At 38.3% G+C, this 16,759-nt stretch carries 17 protein-coding genes; 11 read left to right on the top strand and 6 right to left on the bottom strand.

Annotation, left to right across the window (positions count from 1 at the left end):
• Nucleotides 1–11: 11 nt before the first annotated feature.
• Nucleotides 12–761, bottom strand: a complete 750-nt coding sequence (locus tag KRODI_RS08065) for an enoyl-CoA hydratase/isomerase family protein (protein WP_013751104.1) — start codon at nucleotides 759–761, stop codon at nucleotides 12–14.
• A 161-nt stretch (nucleotides 762–922) separates the two neighbouring features.
• Here KRODI_RS08065 and KRODI_RS08060 point away from each other — a divergent pair, with 161 nt between their 5' ends.
• Together KRODI_RS08060 and KRODI_RS08055 are read left to right on the top strand one after the other, a co-directional pair.
• The gene (locus KRODI_RS08060; protein ID WP_013751103.1) at nucleotides 923–2,671 is read left to right on the top strand and encodes an aromatic amino acid hydroxylase; all 1,749 of its coding nucleotides are present in this window, start codon (nucleotides 923–925) and stop codon (nucleotides 2,669–2,671) included.
• Entirely contained in the window at nucleotides 2,655–2,966 is a 312-nt protein-coding gene (locus KRODI_RS08055; protein WP_013751102.1) for a rhodanese-like domain-containing protein, read from the top strand. The genes KRODI_RS08060 and KRODI_RS08055 overlap by 17 nt, the downstream gene beginning before the upstream one ends.
• A 7-nt stretch (nucleotides 2,967–2,973) precedes the next feature.
• Here KRODI_RS08055 and KRODI_RS08050 read toward each other — a convergent pair whose 3' ends face one another.
• Together KRODI_RS08050 and alaS are read right to left on the bottom strand one after the other, a co-directional pair.
• Nucleotides 2,974–3,921 (bottom strand): GSCFA domain-containing protein, encoded by a 948-nt coding sequence (locus KRODI_RS08050; RefSeq protein ID WP_013751101.1) that lies wholly within the window; start codon nucleotides 3,919–3,921, stop codon nucleotides 2,974–2,976.
• Nucleotides 3,922–3,990: 69 nt separating this feature from the next.
• On the bottom strand, nucleotides 3,991–6,603 hold the full coding sequence (gene alaS, locus KRODI_RS08045; RefSeq protein ID WP_013751100.1) for an alanine--tRNA ligase: 2,613 nt from the start codon (nucleotides 6,601–6,603) through the stop codon (nucleotides 3,991–3,993).
• 118 nt (nucleotides 6,604–6,721) lie between these two features.
• Here alaS and KRODI_RS08040 point away from each other — a divergent pair, with 118 nt between their 5' ends.
• Together KRODI_RS08040 and KRODI_RS08035 are read left to right on the top strand one after the other, a co-directional pair.
• Entirely contained in the window at nucleotides 6,722–7,693 is a 972-nt protein-coding gene (locus KRODI_RS08040) for a M23 family metallopeptidase (protein ID WP_013751099.1), read from the top strand.
• On the top strand, nucleotides 7,693–8,022 hold the full coding sequence (locus KRODI_RS08035; protein ID WP_013751098.1) for a MerR family transcriptional regulator: 330 nt from the start codon (nucleotides 7,693–7,695) through the stop codon (nucleotides 8,020–8,022). Before KRODI_RS08040 ends, KRODI_RS08035 begins: the two co-directional genes overlap by 1 nt.
• On the opposite strand, the gene KRODI_RS15600 is transcribed toward KRODI_RS08035, so the two are convergent.
• A complete protein-coding gene (locus KRODI_RS15600; RefSeq protein WP_013751097.1) occupies nucleotides 8,019–8,192 on the bottom strand; it encodes a hypothetical protein in 174 nt (57 codons plus the stop codon). The two genes, KRODI_RS08035 and KRODI_RS15600, sit on opposite strands and share 4 nt — an antisense overlap.
• Nucleotides 8,193–8,380: 188 nt before the next feature.
• On the opposite strand from KRODI_RS15600, the gene KRODI_RS08030 reads away from it, so the two are divergent.
• The 7 genes from KRODI_RS08030 (at nucleotide 8,381) to KRODI_RS08000 (ending at nucleotide 14,711) form a co-directional block, all read left to right on the top strand.
• On the top strand, nucleotides 8,381–8,986 hold the full coding sequence (locus KRODI_RS08030; protein ID WP_013751096.1) for a LemA family protein: 606 nt from the start codon (nucleotides 8,381–8,383) through the stop codon (nucleotides 8,984–8,986).
• Nucleotides 8,987–9,430, top strand: a complete 444-nt coding sequence (locus tag KRODI_RS08025; RefSeq protein WP_013751095.1) for a TPM domain-containing protein — start codon at nucleotides 8,987–8,989, stop codon at nucleotides 9,428–9,430.
• A complete protein-coding gene (locus tag KRODI_RS08020) occupies nucleotides 9,430–10,257 on the top strand; it encodes a TPM domain-containing protein (protein ID WP_013751094.1) in 828 nt (275 codons plus the stop codon). The genes KRODI_RS08025 and KRODI_RS08020 overlap by 1 nt, the downstream gene beginning before the upstream one ends.
• 188 nt (nucleotides 10,258–10,445) lie before the next feature.
• Nucleotides 10,446–10,649 carry a dodecin family protein gene (locus KRODI_RS08015; protein WP_013751093.1) on the top strand — a complete coding sequence of 68 codons (204 nt, stop codon included), beginning with the start codon at nucleotides 10,446–10,448 and terminating at the stop codon, nucleotides 10,647–10,649.
• Nucleotides 10,650–10,796: 147 nt separating this feature from the next.
• On the top strand, nucleotides 10,797–12,836 hold the full coding sequence (locus KRODI_RS08010) for a thioredoxin domain-containing protein (RefSeq protein ID WP_013751092.1): 2,040 nt from the start codon (nucleotides 10,797–10,799) through the stop codon (nucleotides 12,834–12,836).
• A 66-nt stretch (nucleotides 12,837–12,902) separates the two neighbouring features.
• Entirely contained in the window at nucleotides 12,903–13,748 is an 846-nt protein-coding gene (locus tag KRODI_RS08005) for a mechanosensitive ion channel family protein (protein ID WP_013751091.1), read from the top strand.
• 144 nt (nucleotides 13,749–13,892) lie between these two features.
• Nucleotides 13,893–14,711 carry a mechanosensitive ion channel family protein gene (locus KRODI_RS08000; protein WP_013751090.1) on the top strand — a complete coding sequence of 273 codons (819 nt, stop codon included), beginning with the start codon at nucleotides 13,893–13,895 and terminating at the stop codon, nucleotides 14,709–14,711.
• Nucleotides 14,712–14,786: 75 nt separating this feature from the next.
• Here the strand turns inward: KRODI_RS08000 and tsaB are convergent, their stop codons facing one another.
• Complete coding sequence (tsaB, locus tag KRODI_RS07995; protein ID WP_013751089.1) at nucleotides 14,787–15,464, bottom strand: tRNA (adenosine(37)-N6)-threonylcarbamoyltransferase complex dimerization subunit type 1 TsaB; 678 nt, start codon at nucleotides 15,462–15,464, stop codon at nucleotides 14,787–14,789.
• Nucleotides 15,465–15,467: 3 nt separating this feature from the next.
• Nucleotides 15,468–16,754 (bottom strand): efflux RND transporter periplasmic adaptor subunit, encoded by a 1,287-nt coding sequence (locus KRODI_RS07990; protein ID WP_013751088.1) that lies wholly within the window; start codon nucleotides 16,752–16,754, stop codon nucleotides 15,468–15,470.
• Nucleotides 16,755–16,759: the final 5 nt, after the last annotated feature.

Genomic DNA, 16,759 nt, shown 5'->3' with positions numbered 1-16,759 from the left:
TATCACCTCAGTTACAACGCTCCCAGTGTATCTTTTGTAAACTTACTTAATACTAAAGTACCACTCATCTCAGCGCGTTCTTCTAGAAGTGATGGCCAGTGGTCTGTTCCTTCCCATAATGCTTTTTTCATAGCGGTAACCGCTTCTGGGTTGTATGAAGCAAGTTTTACAGCTAGTGCTTGTACCGCCTCATCCATTAAAATAGAGGTTTCAAAAAGTGCTGCATACAGTCCTTTTTCTTTTGCCCACTCTGGGCTGTAAAACTCTGTTGCATTTAGTGTCAAGTTGCTTAGTCCATTCAACCCTATCTTACGCTCAACAGCAGGAGCAATAACAAATGGACCTATACCTATGGTGAGTTCGCTTAGTTTTATACTCGCATACTTAGTAGCGTAGCAATAATCTGTTGCAGCTGCTAGGCCTACGCCACCTCCTACTGCCTTACCTTGAATACGACCTATAATAATTTTAGGACAAGAGCGCATAGCGAGTATTACACGTGCAAATCCCATAAAGAATTCCTTTCCTTCTACATTATCTTCGATGCTTTTAAGTTCATCAAAACTAGCTCCAGCACAAAAAGTACGCTCTCCTCCACTTTGCAGTATGATTACTTTTACATCATCATCTTCTCCGCTATTATGTATTGCGCTCTCGAGGTCTGCAAGTACAGTACTAGGCATACTATTATGTGCTGGATGAAAAAATGTAATTGTAGCGATTCCGTTTGCTTTTAATGTCTTTACGTAAGGTTGTGTCATTGTATATAGCTGATATTAATGTTAGGTAAAAATAGGTAAATAGGGAGTAATGCGTGTTTTGCCAACTCACATTTTCGCGAAAGCGGATACCCAAAAATAATTTAACGCAAACGATTTAGGAAAGCATTTTAATCACGACCAATTCTTTGTAAATTTACTCTATGGAAATACCAGTTACATCAAACCCGTTATTAGATCGTCTGCCTAAGCATTTAGGACAATATATCAAGGCGCAAGATTATGATCAATACACTCCTATCAACCAAGCGGTGTGGAGATATGTGATGCGTAAAAATGTAGCTCATTTAAGTCAGGTGGCTCATGAGAGCTATATGTCTGGTCTTAAAAAAACAGGGATTTCTATAGATAACATCCCTTCTATGTACGGGATGAATCGTATCCTTAAAGAAATAGGATGGGCTGCTGTTGCGGTAGATGGTTTTATACCTCCTAATGCTTTTATGGAATTTCAAGCATACAAGGTGCTTGTGATCGCTAGTGACATACGCCAACTAGAAAATATAGAATACACACCTGCACCAGATATTATACATGAAGGTGCTGGTCATGCTCCTATTATTGCTAGTCCAGATTATGCGGAATATCTGCGCAGATTTGGAGAAATAGGTGCTCGTGCCATATCAAATGCACATGATATGGATATGTATGAAGCAGTGCGCAAGCTATCTATTTTAAAAGAAGCTGAAGGTATTGCTCAAGAAGAAATAGACGCTGCCGAAGATGAGGTAAATCGACTTCAGCAAATGACGGTAGAACCGTCTGAAATTGCACTTATAAGAAACCTTCACTGGTGGACCGTAGAGTACGGACTTATAGGAACACTAGAAGATCCAAAATTATATGGCGCTGGCTTATTATCATCTCTAGGTGAGAGCAAACATTGCCTTACAGATGCTGTAAAGAAACTACCATATAGCATAGATGCTGCTTATCAAGAATTTGATATCACACAAATGCAACCTCAGCTATTTGTTACTCCAGATTTTGGATACTTAATGGAAGTGCTAGAAGAATTTGCAGAGACTATGGCTTTGAGACGAGGTGGATGGCGAGGTGTCCAAAAACTTATAGATTGTAAGCAGCTAGGCTCTATCGAGCTTAACACTGGTCTGCAAGTAAGTGGGAATTTTAGTAACATGATTCAAGATGAAGACAACCGTGTTGTTTATTTTGAAACTCATGGACCTAGTGCCCTTTCTTACAGAGGTAAGGAGCTCATAGGACTAGGAACAGATCATTTTAGAAAAGGATTCTCTTCGCCTTTAGGGAAACTCAAGCGTAGCTCTATGGCTATCGAAAATATGAGTCCAAGAGATCTTAAAGCTTTTGAAATTTATGAAGGCGGCATTAACTCCTTTGAGTTTGAAAGTGGCATTACCGTGACAGGAATGATTACCACTGGTACTCGTAGTGTAGATGGAACCTTGCTCGTGGTTCATTTTGATGGCTGCGAAGTTTCATACAAAGGTGACAAACTTATCTCACGTAAGAATGGGCCTTTTGATATGGCCATAGGAACCTCTGTAGTTTCTGCTTTTGCAGGAGCAGCAGATCATGATTCTTTTGAGATAAAAAGTCAGGTGAGTACTACCACTACCATCCAGCACGAACTATCTGAAGAGGACAAAAAACTTAACGAATTCTACAGGGAAGTAAGAGCTCAACGAGAAATTGGAAACCCACAAGAAACAACACTCTTAAGTATATTTGAAACGGTCAAAAAGCAATATCCTACTGACTGGCTTTTATCACTTGAAATATTTGAGCTTACGCGAAATAAGGAAGTGCTAGCACACCTAGAATCCCTCATGATTTCTAGAGCAAATATTGCACATCTTATAAAAGACGGACTAAGTTTAGTAATGGAAGATAATGGGGTTATTCAGTAGTTTTTTCGGTAAGAAACAGCGGAAACTTGACGACTTCTTTAGTAGAGATGCTGTTATTATAGACGTGCGATCAAAAGCCGAATATGATAACGGCGCTATTCCAGGCTCTAAGCATATAACATTACAGACAATAGCTACCAATGCTGCAAAAATAAAGAGTTGGGATGCACCTATAATATGCGTTTGTGCCAGTGGTGCAAGAAGCGCATCTGCTACTGCAATTTTAAAGAGCAAAGGAATTGAAGCAATGAATGGTGGTGGATGGCTTTCACTCTATAAGAAAATCAACACTTAAGCTTTCATTAAAACCTCATCCAAGGAAATTCTTGTACTAGTTTTTCTTTTTGACTGTCTAACTTTGTCAAGAATTTTTGGTGCTGCTCTCCTTCGGCATTAAAGGGTTTATGAGTAATTCCTTGTTGTACTTTTGAGACTTGTTTTATTGTTTGTTGCGCTTTCGCGAAAGCGTATACCTCAACAAATCGTTCCCAAATATAATCTACCGCCTGTGCCGAAGGATGAATCATATCTGAGCAGTAAAAGCGATAATCCCTTAACTCATCCATCATAATCTCATAAGAAGGAAAGTAAGAAACACCACTCTTATCTACCAACTCATGAATAGCGGAAATCAAATGAGATTTACTTCGTGTGTTTTCTATGAATCCATCTTTTATGTGGCGCACAGGAGACACAGTAAAAGTGATGTGAACATCAGGGTTGAAGTTTCGCACAAGCTTTACTATGCGAGATAGACTTTGCACAATATCATCTATAGACAAGAGCTCTTTTACAAACTCCTTCTGAGGCACCTTGTGACAGTTGGCTACCACCTCATCTCGTTCAATATGTCTATAAACCCAAGCAGTACCTAATGTGATAAAGAGATGAGAAGCGCTTTTTAACTGCGTCCTAAGTAATTGCTGTGCCTCTTGAAGATGTATTACAGCTCCTAGTCTACTCAAAGCATTTTTATCGCTATGCGCGTAGTATGACTTCCAGACACCATCAAGTTCAAAAACATCTTCTTCTGTATATGTTTTATCTTCAATCGCGTCTTGTATAAGGCGCTCAAGCGCTATAGGATTAAATATAATCCCAAACGGATTTGTAACCGATTGAAATTTATAGTAATCTAGTTTATCTCCTATGTTTTCTGAAAAACAAGAACCCAACAGCAACAACGTATCATCATACCCAAACGGAGTCGATGATGTAGTAAGTGGCAACTGAGTCTGTAATTTTATCATAACACAAGAAGCAATCTTTATAAAAAACCATCTACTTATTAAGTTAATAAGCAGATGGCTGTATGTGTATTAAACCAAGTAATTTTTCACCTCGGCAATTGCGGCGTCTATTCCTGCTGGGTTTTTCCCTCCTGCGGTTGCAAAGAAGGGTTGCCCACCACCTCCACCTTGGATGTGCTTTCCTAGTTCGCGCACCACAGTACCTGCATTCAATTGCTTAGAAGCAACAAGCTCCTTTGAAATATAGCAGCTTAGCAATGCTTTACCCTCTTGCTCAGTAGCAAAAAGAATAAACACATTGTCTTTATTTTCTCCTAGCTTAAATGCAAGATCTTTTATTGCTCCTGCGTCTAGATCTACTTTTTTGGCAAGAAAATCAACTCCATCTATATCTGTAAACTCCTTAGCAAGATCACCACTTAAGTTTTGAGCCTTCTCTTTTATAAGTGCTTCTACTTGCTTTTTTAAAGCAGCATTCTCATCTAGTAGGCTAGTAATCGCCTTTACTGGATCTTGATTCCCTTTAAGGGTAGCTTTTACTTGATTATAAGCTTCGGTTTCTGATGTAAAGTAATCTTTGGCAGCATCACTAGTAATTGCTTCTATACGGCGTATACCAGATGCTACTGCACCTTCTGAGGTGATTTTAAAATGCCAGATATCTCCTGTATTTTTTACGTGTGTACCACCACAAAGCTCCATAGACTTCCCAAAACGGATAGTTCTCACCGCATCTCCATACTTCTCTCCAAATAATGCAATCGCACCTTCTTGTACTGCCTGATCATAAGGAATTCCTCGCTGCTCTTCTAGTGATAGATTTTCACGTATGCGTGCATTCACAAAATCTTCTACCTCTTTAAGTTCTTCTTTAGTCACCCTAGAAAAGTGAGCAAAGTCAAAACGTAAATTCCCGCTATGTACCATACTACCCTTTTGCTCTACGTGTGTACCTAGTACCTTACGTAAACCTTGATGTAATAAGTGTGTTGCAGTATGGTTTACAGCTGTGCGGCTACGTTGTTTTGCGTCTACCACTGCCTTAAACGTTCCATCTGTAGATCGTGGAAGGTTTTTGGCAAGGTGAATAATTAAATTATTCTCTTTCTTAGTGTCGATAATGTAAACAACCTCTCCATTAGGAGTCTCTAGATATCCCTTATCTCCTACTTGTCCTCCTCCTTCTGGATAGAACGGAGTAAGATTAAATACCAGTTGATATAACTCACCGTCTTTTTTACTTTCCGTCTTACGGTAGCGAGTAATTTTCACCGGAGTTTCTAATGTATCGTATCCTACAAACTCTTCTTCAGCATCTTCGTGTAAGATATTCCAATCGTCTGTCTCAACTTTGGTTGCTGCACGAGAGCGGTCCTTTTGCTCTTTAAGAGCTGCTTCAAAACCTTTCTCATCAAGTTTTAAGTTTTTCTCGCTAAGTATAAGTGCTGTAAGATCTATTGGAAATCCGTAAGTATCATAAAGCTCAAAAGCTTTATCACCAGAAACAGTATCACCTTTAGTATCTGCAATTACATTATCAAGTAATAGTAACCCTTTATCTAGCGTACGTAAAAAAGAAGCTTCCTCTTCACGTATCACATTTGTCATTAAGTTCTTCTGTGATTTAAGCTCTGGAAATGCATCCCCCATTTGCTTTACAAGTGTTGCAACAAGCTTATAGATAAATGGCTCCTTCATGTCAAGGAATGTAAACCCATAACGAATTGCTCGACGTAAGATTCTGCGGATTACATAACCAGCTCCTGTATTAGAAGGTAACTGTCCATCTGCAATAGAGAATGAGACAGCTCTAACGTGATCTGCGATTACTCGTACTGCAATATCTATTTCTTCGTCATTACCGCACTTTGAGTTTGTGATCGTTTCTATCTCACTCATTAGTGGAGTAAAAACGTCTGTATCATAGTTAGACTGTACTCCTTGAAGCACCATACATAAGCGCTCAAATCCCATTCCAGTATCCACGTGCTGATTAGGAAGCTTTACAAGCGATCCATCTGCAAGACGATTGTACTGCATAAATACAAGGTTCCAGATTTCCACCACATGTGGATGGTCCATATTGATGAGCGTCTTCCCGTCTACTTTTGCTTTTTCTTCGGCAGATCTTATGTCTACGTGTATTTCTGAACATGGTCCGCAAGGTCCTTGCGCTCCCATTTCCCAGAAGTTATCTTTTTTATTTCCATCGATGATTCTATCCTCATCAATACGCTGCTTCCAGATATCAAAAGCTTCTTGATCTCTATCTAATCCATCTTCCTTGTCTCCTTCAAAAACACTCACATAAAGACTGTCCTTATCAATCTTCACTACTTCCGTTAAGAATTCCCAAGCCCAAGCAATCGCCTCTTCTTTAAAATAATCTCCAAAAGACCAGTTACCCAGCATCTCAAACATCGTGTGATGATAGGTATCTTTTCCTACTTCCTCCAGGTCATTATGCTTTCCTGAAACACGCAAACATTTTTGAGTATCTGACAGCCTAGCATTTTTTGGCGTCGCATTTCCTAGAAAATATTCTTTAAAAGGCACCATACCCGCATTTGTAAACATTAATGTAGGGTCATCCTTTAAAACCATTGGTGCAGAGGGCACTATGGTATGTTTTTTGGATTCAAAAAAGTCTAGAAACTGTTTACGTACCTCTTGAGATTTCATACGATGGATGGTGTGGATAATTTATTTTATATTTGAACGTTGTTGAGGTTTTAAATCACGCTTTCGCGAAAGCGTACTAAACCCCATAAACAAACCCCAAAAATAAGCATTTTAACTTATGTCTAAGGTAAAATATTACTACGATAGTGAGACACTATCCTACCGAAAAGTAGAGAAAAAAAAGGGACGCACCTTTGGCGCAGCATTGATATTCATTGCGGCAACCGCTCTTATGGGACTTCTTATTACAATTGCTGTTTTTAACTCTGGTGTCGATACTCCCAAGGAACGAAAACTAGAACGTGAGCTGGCAAATATGTCTTTACAGTTTGAGATTCAAGAAAAGAAACTAGACCAGATAGAACGCGTACTTGCAAATGTAGAAGAGCGAGATAACAATGTATACCGTGTATTATTTGAGGCTAGCCCTATTCCGGATGAGGTAAGACAAGCAGGTTTTGGAGGTGTAAATCGTTACAAAGACTTAGAGGGATTTGATAACTCTTCTATGATTACAGGAAGTGCAAAACGTATTGATCAGATCACAAAACGACTTGTAATCCAGTCAAAGTCTCTAGACGAAATTGCAAAACTAGCCGAAGAGAAAGAAGCGTTACTCAAAACTATACCAGCTATACAACCGGTTCAAAACAAAGACCTCTCTAGAGTAGCCTCTGGCTACGGAATGCGAGTTCACCCTATTTTAAAATATCGTAAAATGCACAACGGGATGGACTTTACAGCTCCTCCTGGTACGCCAATTTATGCCACTGGTGATGGAAAAGTCACTAAAGTAGGACTAGGAAGCGGGTATGGTAAAATGGTAATTATAGAGCATGGTTTTGGCTATAAAACGTATTATGCGCACATGAGTAAGTACAAAGCTACCGTGGGGCAAAACGTAAAACGTGGTGAGATTATAGGATATGTAGGTAATACTGGGCTCTCTTCTGGTCCTCACCTGCACTATGAAGTGTGGAAAAACGGCACCGTAGTTAATCCTGTGAACTTTTACCATAATGATCTTACTCCAGAGGAATATGATCTTATGCTCACTGCGTCATCTATAGAAAATCAATCACTCGATTAATGTATATAGATCTTCCAGAAAAATTATACTATACAATAGGAGAAGTCTCAAAAGCATTTGATGTAAATGCTTCTTTGATACGTTTTTGGGAGAAAGAATTTGATGTCATCGCTCCTAAGAAAAATGCTAAGGGTACAAGGAGATTTACTCCAGAAGATATTAAAAATCTAGAGCTTATTTATCATCTAGTAAAGGAACGTGGCTTTACGCTTGATGGTGCAAAGACGCACCTCAAAGAAGGTAAAAAAGAAATATTATCAAATTTTGATATTATAAGAAAACTAGAAGCTGTAAAGGCACAACTACTAGAGATCAAGTCTAATCTCTAAAAGCGCTTTCCTTTATAGTAATCGCGATAAGCTAGGCCTATAAAAAATAAGCTAGTGGTTATTGACAAAAGACTCATTACAAGATACTGCCCAGACACAAGGTGATACACACCTGCAATAACACCTATAACTCCCATAGATGCTAGTAAATATAAAAGTTTTAAATCCATAACAATAGTACACTACAAATGAGTGTGATTTTTTTGCAAAAATCTCAATTATATAACTCCTAGGTACCCTGTTTAACAAAACCTTATTGTCTTCTTATAGTAATTCTTTTTCTTAACTTGCTACTATTGCACGTTACTTGTAACAAATCACAACAAACAACAACTAACTATCAAACCTAATTAATATTATGAAAAAAGGACTTATCGCTCTTATCGCCATTGTTGCTATACTAGTAATAGGAGGCTTATGGCTTGCTCGCACAAATAATAATCTCGTTCCTCTAGATGAAGAAGTAAGTGCACAATGGGGTAACGTGGAGAGCTCTTACCAACGTCGTGCAGATTTAATCCCAAATATTGTAAATACAGCCAAAGGCTATGCAGAGTTTGAGCAATCAACTCTTATAGGAGTAATAGAAGCACGTAGCAAAGCTACCTCAATAAATATTGATCCTTCAAACATTACACCAGCACAACTTAGACAGTTTCAAGAAGCTCAGTCAGGTCTTACCTCTGCGCTATCTCGACTATTAGCTGTTTTTGAACGCTACCCAGATCTTAAAGCAAATGAAAACTTCAAGGAGCTAATCAATGAGCTGGAACGTACAGAAAACCGCATCAATGTGGAGCGTAATCGCTTTAATGAAAAAGCAAAAATTTTAAACTCTGAAATTCGTATGTTTCCTACTAACCTAGCGGCAGGAATTTTAGGCTTTGAAAACCGTGCATACTTTGAGGCAGATGCAGGATCAGAAAATGCTCCAGAAGTAGAATTTGATTTTGGCACAAAATAAATGGCATCTACGGTAGAAGACTTTTTAAGTAAAAGGGACGAGCAAGCCATTGTTGAGGCTATTAGACAGTCTGAGACTCGTACTTCGGGAGAAATTCGTGTGCACTTAGAGCATCATTCTAACAAAGAGGATGCCCTCATACGTGCTCAAGAATTATTTCATTTACTTAAAATGGATAATACTAAGGAAGAAAATGGAGTCCTTATTTATGTTGCTGTAGATGATTATAAACTGGCAATTTGCGGTGATGCGGGCATCAACAAGGTAGTCCCGCCAGATTTCTGGGAGTCTACTAAGGATGCTATGATTGCTCAGTTTACAAAAGGAAACTTCCGCGATGGTCTCATTGAAGGAGTACAATCTGCTGGTGAGAAACTAGCTGCGTTTTTCCCATGGAAGCATGGTGATAAAAATGAACTCCCTGACGAAATAAGCACCTCTTAATGCAAGAAAAAAATAATTTTTTTGGTTCACGCTTTCGCGAAAGCGTACTCTTCTCACTACTTTTATTAGTACTGAGTATTCCTGCATTTGGTCAATTTAATATTCCTGAAAAACCGACAAAGGTAAATCCGGACGCAGTTTATGATTACATAGGCTTATTATCTGCGGGACAAAAGAGTGCTTTAGAAAATAAGCTTATTAAATACAGTGATAGTACCTCAACACAAATTGTGATTGCTATTATCGCTACTTCTAATGGAGAAGGACTTGATATGGTAGGCGCAAAGTGGGGACAGCAATGGGGAATAGGCCAGGCAGATGAAGATAACGGTATCCTTATAATTCTTGCAAAAGATGATCGCAAGGTAGATATCAATACGGGTTATGGAATAGAAAGTATCATTTCTGATCGCGATGCAGAGCAAATCATAAATAAAATAATGATTCCTCAGTTTAAACAAGGGAATTTTTATGCTGGCCTTGATCAAAGCGCAGATGCCATCTTTGACGGTTTACAAGGAAACTTTAAAGGAACGAGACAAGGTAACGATGGTTTTCCCATACAAGGGATTCTCATGTTTATCTTTTTTATCGTTATTCTCATTATCATAAGTCGCAACAATCATCGCGGTGGCGGTCGTAATGGCGGTAAGCGCAGTGTAGGCGGCTCACTACTGGATGTTATCATACTCAGCAATATGGGACGTGGCGGCTTTGGTGGTGGAGGATCTTTTGGCGGTGGTGGAAGCTTCGGTGGAGGCGGTGGTTTTGGAGGAGGCTTTGGCGGCGGTGGCTTTGGAGGTGGTGGTGCTTCGGGAGGATGGTAATTACACCAAGTACTTCAAAAATAAAATCTCTCAAAACACCTTCCACTCATATGTTCATCTACACATAACTATCATTATTATTCAGACAAATAGTAATTATAACATTTACAAAAACATTTGCATTCTTATCTAATGAATTGCGTAACTTTCAGGAAACAACTAATTATTAACACTTTAAAACCAATAAAATGGCAGTATTAAAAGTTATAGAAGTATTAGCAAGTTCTGAGAAAAGCTGGGAAAATGCAGCAGAAAATGCACTTAAACACGCTAGCAAGTCAATAAAGAACATCAAATCGCTTTATGTAAATGAGCAAAACTGTGTAGTAGGTGATGATGGAAAAATAAAAGAATACCGCATGAACTGTAAGATTACTTTTGAAGTAAAGTAAATCTCTTTTAAAAATATTGAAAAAAGTCTCATCTCAAGATGGGACTTTTTTTGTTTGTATTTTTACAAGACTACCACAGTTTACAATCGCTCTTGCGTCTATAATCACACTCCTTTTACAATCGCCAAGCACTAAATCAACCACACTATGGAACATCCTTACACTAATGATCTTATACAGGAGACTAGCCCCTACCTATTACAACATGCGCATAATCCTGTAGACTGGAAACCATGGAATGAGCAAACGCTCGCTCAGGCTAAAAAGGAAAACAAACTCTTATTGATAAGCATAGGTTATTCTTCATGCCACTGGTGTCATGTCATGGAGCACGAGAGCTTTGAAAATACAGAGGTAGCGCAACTTATGAATGCGCATTTTAAAAATATAAAAGTAGATCGTGAGGAGCGTCCAGATGTAGATAATGTATACATGAATGCTGTCCAACTTATGACCAGTCGAGGTGGCTGGCCTCTTAATGCTATTGCATTACCAGATGGAAGACCAGTATGGGGAGGCACCTATTTCCCTAAAGAGGAATGGACAAGCGCACTAGAGCAAATTGCAAAACTCTATCAAACAGCTCCAGAAAAACTCATAGAATATGCAGAAAAGCTTGAACAAGGCATGCAAGAGATGGATGCAATTATCCCAAATGATAGCAGTCCAGATTTTAAGTTAGAAACGCTCCAAAATGCGATAAGCCAGTGGTCACGACAGTGGGACACTAGACAAGGTGGCCTGAACCGAGCACCTAAGTTTATGATGCCTAATAACTACCTCTTTTTACTTAGGTATGCACACCAAAATCAAGATCAAGAAATTTTAGAATATGTAAATACCACGCTAGAACAAATTGCCTTTGGTGGAATTAACGACCACGTAGGTGGCGGTTTTGCCCGTTATAGTGTAGATACTAAGTGGCATGTACCGCACTTTGAGAAAATGCTTTATGACAATGCACAGCTAGTAAGCTTATACGCGCTAGCCTATACAAAGACTAAAAATCCTTTATACAAGCAAACGGTCTATCAAACCTTAACGTTTATAGCCCGCGAGATGACGACGGAAGATGGAGCTTTTTATAGCGCTATAGATGCAGATAGCTTAACTGCAGATGGAATTCTAGAAGAAGGAGCTTATTACGTGTGGACTGAAAAAGAGCTACAAACGTTGGTAGGTGATGACTTTGATCTTTTTAAGGAATACTACAACATCAACTCCTATGGGAAGTGGGAGAAAGACAACTATGTACTTATTAGACAAGATACAGATCAAGATTTTTCAAAAGAGTGTGACATTTCAGTGGAAGAAATCATTTCTAAGAAAAATAAATGGCATGAGGATTTATTACGCTTTCGCGAAAGCAATAAAGAAAAACCTCGCCTCGATGATAAGATCCTAACCTCTTGGAATGGATTAATGATTAAAGGGTATGTAGATGCCTACCGAGCCTTTAATGAGGATGCATTTCTTACCGCTGCATTAAAAAACGCTACTTTCTTAAGTACCAATCTTATGAGAGAAGATGGCGGTCTCAATCGCACCTTTAAAAATGGAAAAAGTACTATAAATGGATATCTAGAGGATTATGCTGCTATAGTAGATGCCTTTATAGCACTCTATGAAGTTACTGCAGATAATCAATGGCTTAATAAGGCTAAAGAACTTACAGATTACACCTTTCAACATTTTCAAAATCCAAAAAATGATTTGTTCTTTTTTAAATCAAACCAAGATCCTAGCCTCGCAAGTCGTAACACGGAGTTTTATGATAACGTGATTCCGTCCTCAAACTCCATAATGGCAAAAAATATCTTTACGCTATCTCATTACTATGGCGATAATACTTATCGAGATACGGCTAAAGCAATGCTTCATAACATTCAGCCATCTATTGAGCAAAGCCCTACTAGTTTTTCAAACTGGATGGATGGAATGCTTAACTATACCATGCCTTTTTATGAGCTTGTCATCGTGGGAAAAGATGCAGAAATCCTAAGAAAAGAGTTCAACAGCTATTACATTCCTAATAAATTAATTGCAACTAGTACTATCAAAAGTGATCACGACATCTTTAAGGGGCGTTTTCATAAAGACAAAACATTTATTTATGTATGTGTGAATAATACGTGCCAACTACCCGTAGAGACTGTGAAAGCGGCGTTAAAACTCATGGAAGTTTAACAGAAGTTTATCCTAGAAGATTATGTAACGTGTTTGCTTATATCCAATTTTGTAAAAAAATTAAATATGATTAATCCTCTGGATCAAGTAAGCGAATACCAAGAACATATAGACCAAGCCATCAAATGGATTTGGGATTTCATCCCAGGCTTTTTGAGTGCGATGTTTTTACTATTTGTTGGTTTATGGGTCATCCGTATTATTAAGCGATTGGTAGCTAAATTTTTCAAAAAAAAGGATTACGAGCCTACGCTTGAAAAATTTATTGCAGATCTCATAAACTGGACCTTAAAAATTGTACTCTTCGTACTTGTGATTACACAGGTAGGGGTACAGACTACTTCTCTGGTAGCTATCATAGGAGCAGCGGGACTAGCAATAGGACTGGCATTACAAGGATCTCTAGCTAACTTTGCAGGAGGGGTTCTCATACTATTACTAAGACCTTTTAAAGTAGGAGATTTTATAAAAGCACAAGGACAAGAAGGAACCGTAAAAGAAATCTCTATTTTTCAGACTAAACTTAACACCTTTGGTAATCAACTAGCAATTATTCCTAATGGAAAATTGTCTAATGAAACCATTGTAAACTTTACAGAAGAAGGTATACGTAAAGAAGCAATCACTTTTGGAATTGACTATGGCGATGATGTAAAACTGGCTAAAAACATTTTACTTACACTAGTTAATGAACAAGAACAAGTAATTCAAGAAGAAGGAAAAGCACCTATGATAGTGCTTGCAGAGCTAGGAGATAGCAGTGTAAACCTATCACTTAGATATTGGGCAAAAAATGAAGACTTCTGGAACTTACGCTGGTTAGTTCTTGAGGAGGGAAAAGAACGTCTAGAAGCTGCCGGAATAACCATACCATTCCCACAACGTGATGTACATGTTCACAATGCTGAATAATAAAAAATTAGACAAGATTCCCGTTTGCATCGATTAACGATACATCCAAGGAGATAATAATTCTATAGAAACTCACATATATCAATATATGTGAGTTTTTCTATTTTTAGGTTACAAACATTAACAACCTAATAATTACAACCAATGGAAGATTATCAAAAATGGATTGACCTCGCTATCGAAAAAGGATCAGAATATGGTCTAAAACTTATTATGGCTATTGTCATATGGGTCGTAGGTAAATGGGTTATCAACAAGCTTATGAAGCTATTTAAAACGGCGCTTCATAAGAACAAAAATATGGATGTAACTTTAGAAAGGTTTCTGTCTAACCTAGTAAGAACAATACTTCTCATACTTCTTATCATTGCTATATTAGGACAGTTAGGCATTAATACGGCTTCTTTTGCGGCAATTCTTGCAGCAGCTGGTCTTGCTATAGGCCTCGCACTACAAGGATCCCTTTCTAACTTTGCTGGAGGTGTACTAATGATGCTGTTTAAACCTTTTAAGGTGGGTGATCTTATCGAAGCACAAGGAGAGATAGGCGTGGTACAAGAAATACAAATACTTACCACTAAAATTGCCACTCCAGGAAATAAACTCGTAATTATACCTAATGGGATTCTCTCCAATGGAAATATTAAAAACTACTCAGAATTAGGAGAACTTCGTATTGACCTTACTATTGGAGTATCTTATGACGCAGATATTAAGGCGACTAAAGAAGCTCTTATGCGCGCTATGCATTCTCAAGAAAATGTATTACAAGTACCTGCTCCATCTGTTAATATGGGTGAGCTTGCAGATAGCTCTGTAAATTATGAAGTGCGTCCTTGGGCATCACCAGAAAATTACTGGGATGTATACTTCCAAACTATCGAGAATTGTAAAATTGAACTTGACAAAGCTGGGATTGAAATCCCTTATCCACATGCTGTCGAAATACACAAAGAAGCTTAAGAGGCTTTTTCTTAAAAGGAAAAATCCCGTGATACAGTATTGTATCACGGGATTTTTTTTGCTTAAGGGTTATTACTACTTTGCTTTAGGCATACCTGCAATAAAATCTTTGAGGTAATACGGTTCAAAATAAGCTACATCTTCAAGATCATTAGCTTCAAATTTTGACTGTGCCATAGTTGCCATTTGTGTTGATGAAGGCAGCTCTCCTATCACAAACCTAGCATTAGGATGCTCACAGATTTCTTGAAATTTTTCTACGCCATTCCCCACAAAGTGAACAATTCCTTTATCTAAATATTCGGTGAAGGATGTTTCATCTAGTATTTGTGCTTGGGTTTCTCTGTGACGATTTCCATTATTATCAAAAACAGCACTGTACACTTCCATACGACGCGCATCAAGCATTGGTATGATGAGTTCGCCATCGTTAACAGTTAGCTTTCGCGAAAGCGCACCTAAAGTATCTACAGAGATAAGCGGTATATCTAGTGAGGCACAGAGTCCCTTTGTTGCTGAAACACCTATACGAAGCCCTGTATAGCTTCCTGGACCTTTACTTACGGCAATTGCATTAAGTTTATCTTTAGTAACACCTGCTGTATCAAGCACCTCTTTAATAAATACGTGCAATCGCTCTGCGTGAGAATACTTTTGAGCATTATCCTCCTGCATTGCCACTACGTTTCCATTAATAGACAAAGCCACCGAACAATTTGTGGTGGCTGTCTCTAGACATAAAATATGTGTCATTTTTTACTCTTCAGATTCGTTTTTTTCTTCTCCCTTTACCTCAACTTTATCTCCTGTTTTGAGTGTTTTAGTTACAAGACTGTAAGGGCCTATGATAATCTCATCTCCTTCTTCTAGACCTGTTAAGATTTCAATTTTAGAGTCATCTTGTATTCCTGTGGTTACCACCTTCAACTTTGCTTCACCACCACTCTTCACAAATACACATTCAAATTTCTCCTCTGCCGCTCCTGCACTTGTTGTAGACTTAGGCGTAGTGCTTCTTGTAGCACTTGTATCTGTTTTTACAACAATAGCACTTATAGGTGCTGCAAGGATATCGTTACGCTTTTTTGTAATGATATCTACCGTTGCTGTCATACCAGGTCTAAAAGGCGAATATGTATCCTTTTTACCTTCTAGCAAGTGCTTATATGATTCTTCTAGAATACGCACTTTTACTTTAAAGTTTGTAACCTGATCTGCAGTAAGTGTTGCTTGAGCAGAGTTTGCAATTTCTGTAACCACACCAGCAAATTTTGTTTTTAGGTATGCATCTACCTCTACGATAGTTGAATCTCCTATTGCAATTTTTACAATATCATTTTCATTTACATCTACCTCAACCTCCATGTTATTAAGGTTTGCTACACGTACAATTTCTGTTCCTGCCATTTGAGCAGTACCTACTACACGTTCTCCCAGCTCTACATTAAGCATAGAGATAGTACCATCTCGTGGTGCAAAAATAGAAGTACGCCCTAGATTATCTGTAGCTTGCTTTACTTGAGCAGCAACACTCTGTACGTTATAAAAAGCACTCTGACGATTTGCTTGCGCAATATCGAGATCAGACTGTGCTCTTTCAAAATCTGCTTTTGAGATTACACCTTTATCAAAAAGTGGCTTATTACGATTAAAAGTAAGCTTGGCTTGATTAAGACTAGCTTCTGCTTGTGATAATCCGGCACGGCTATTTTGTAGCGCTGCGCGACTCTGGCTTACTGCTGCTTGTACTAAGTCTGGATTGATTTTTACAAGTAGGTCTCCTTTTTTTACATCTTGTCCTTCTTTAATAGGAAGGTCTATGATTTCTCCAGATACTTCTGATGATAGCTTTACTTCTATCTCCGGCTGTATTTTACCAGTAGCGGCCACCGTCTCAATGATAGTTGCTCGCTCTAGCTTCTGCACCTCTACAGCCTTGAAATTACCAGACTTACCGAAAGCTCCAGATTTTTTACCTGCGATTAATGCTATAACTACAATAGCAACAATACCTAGTAAAATGAAAAGTGTTTTTTTACTCATTTTGG

It is taken from the genome of Dokdonia sp. 4H-3-7-5, from assembly GCF_000212355.1.
Classification (GTDB): Bacteria; Bacteroidota; Bacteroidia; order Flavobacteriales; family Flavobacteriaceae; genus Dokdonia.
This window is presented reverse-complemented; position numbering and strand designations above follow the sequence as displayed.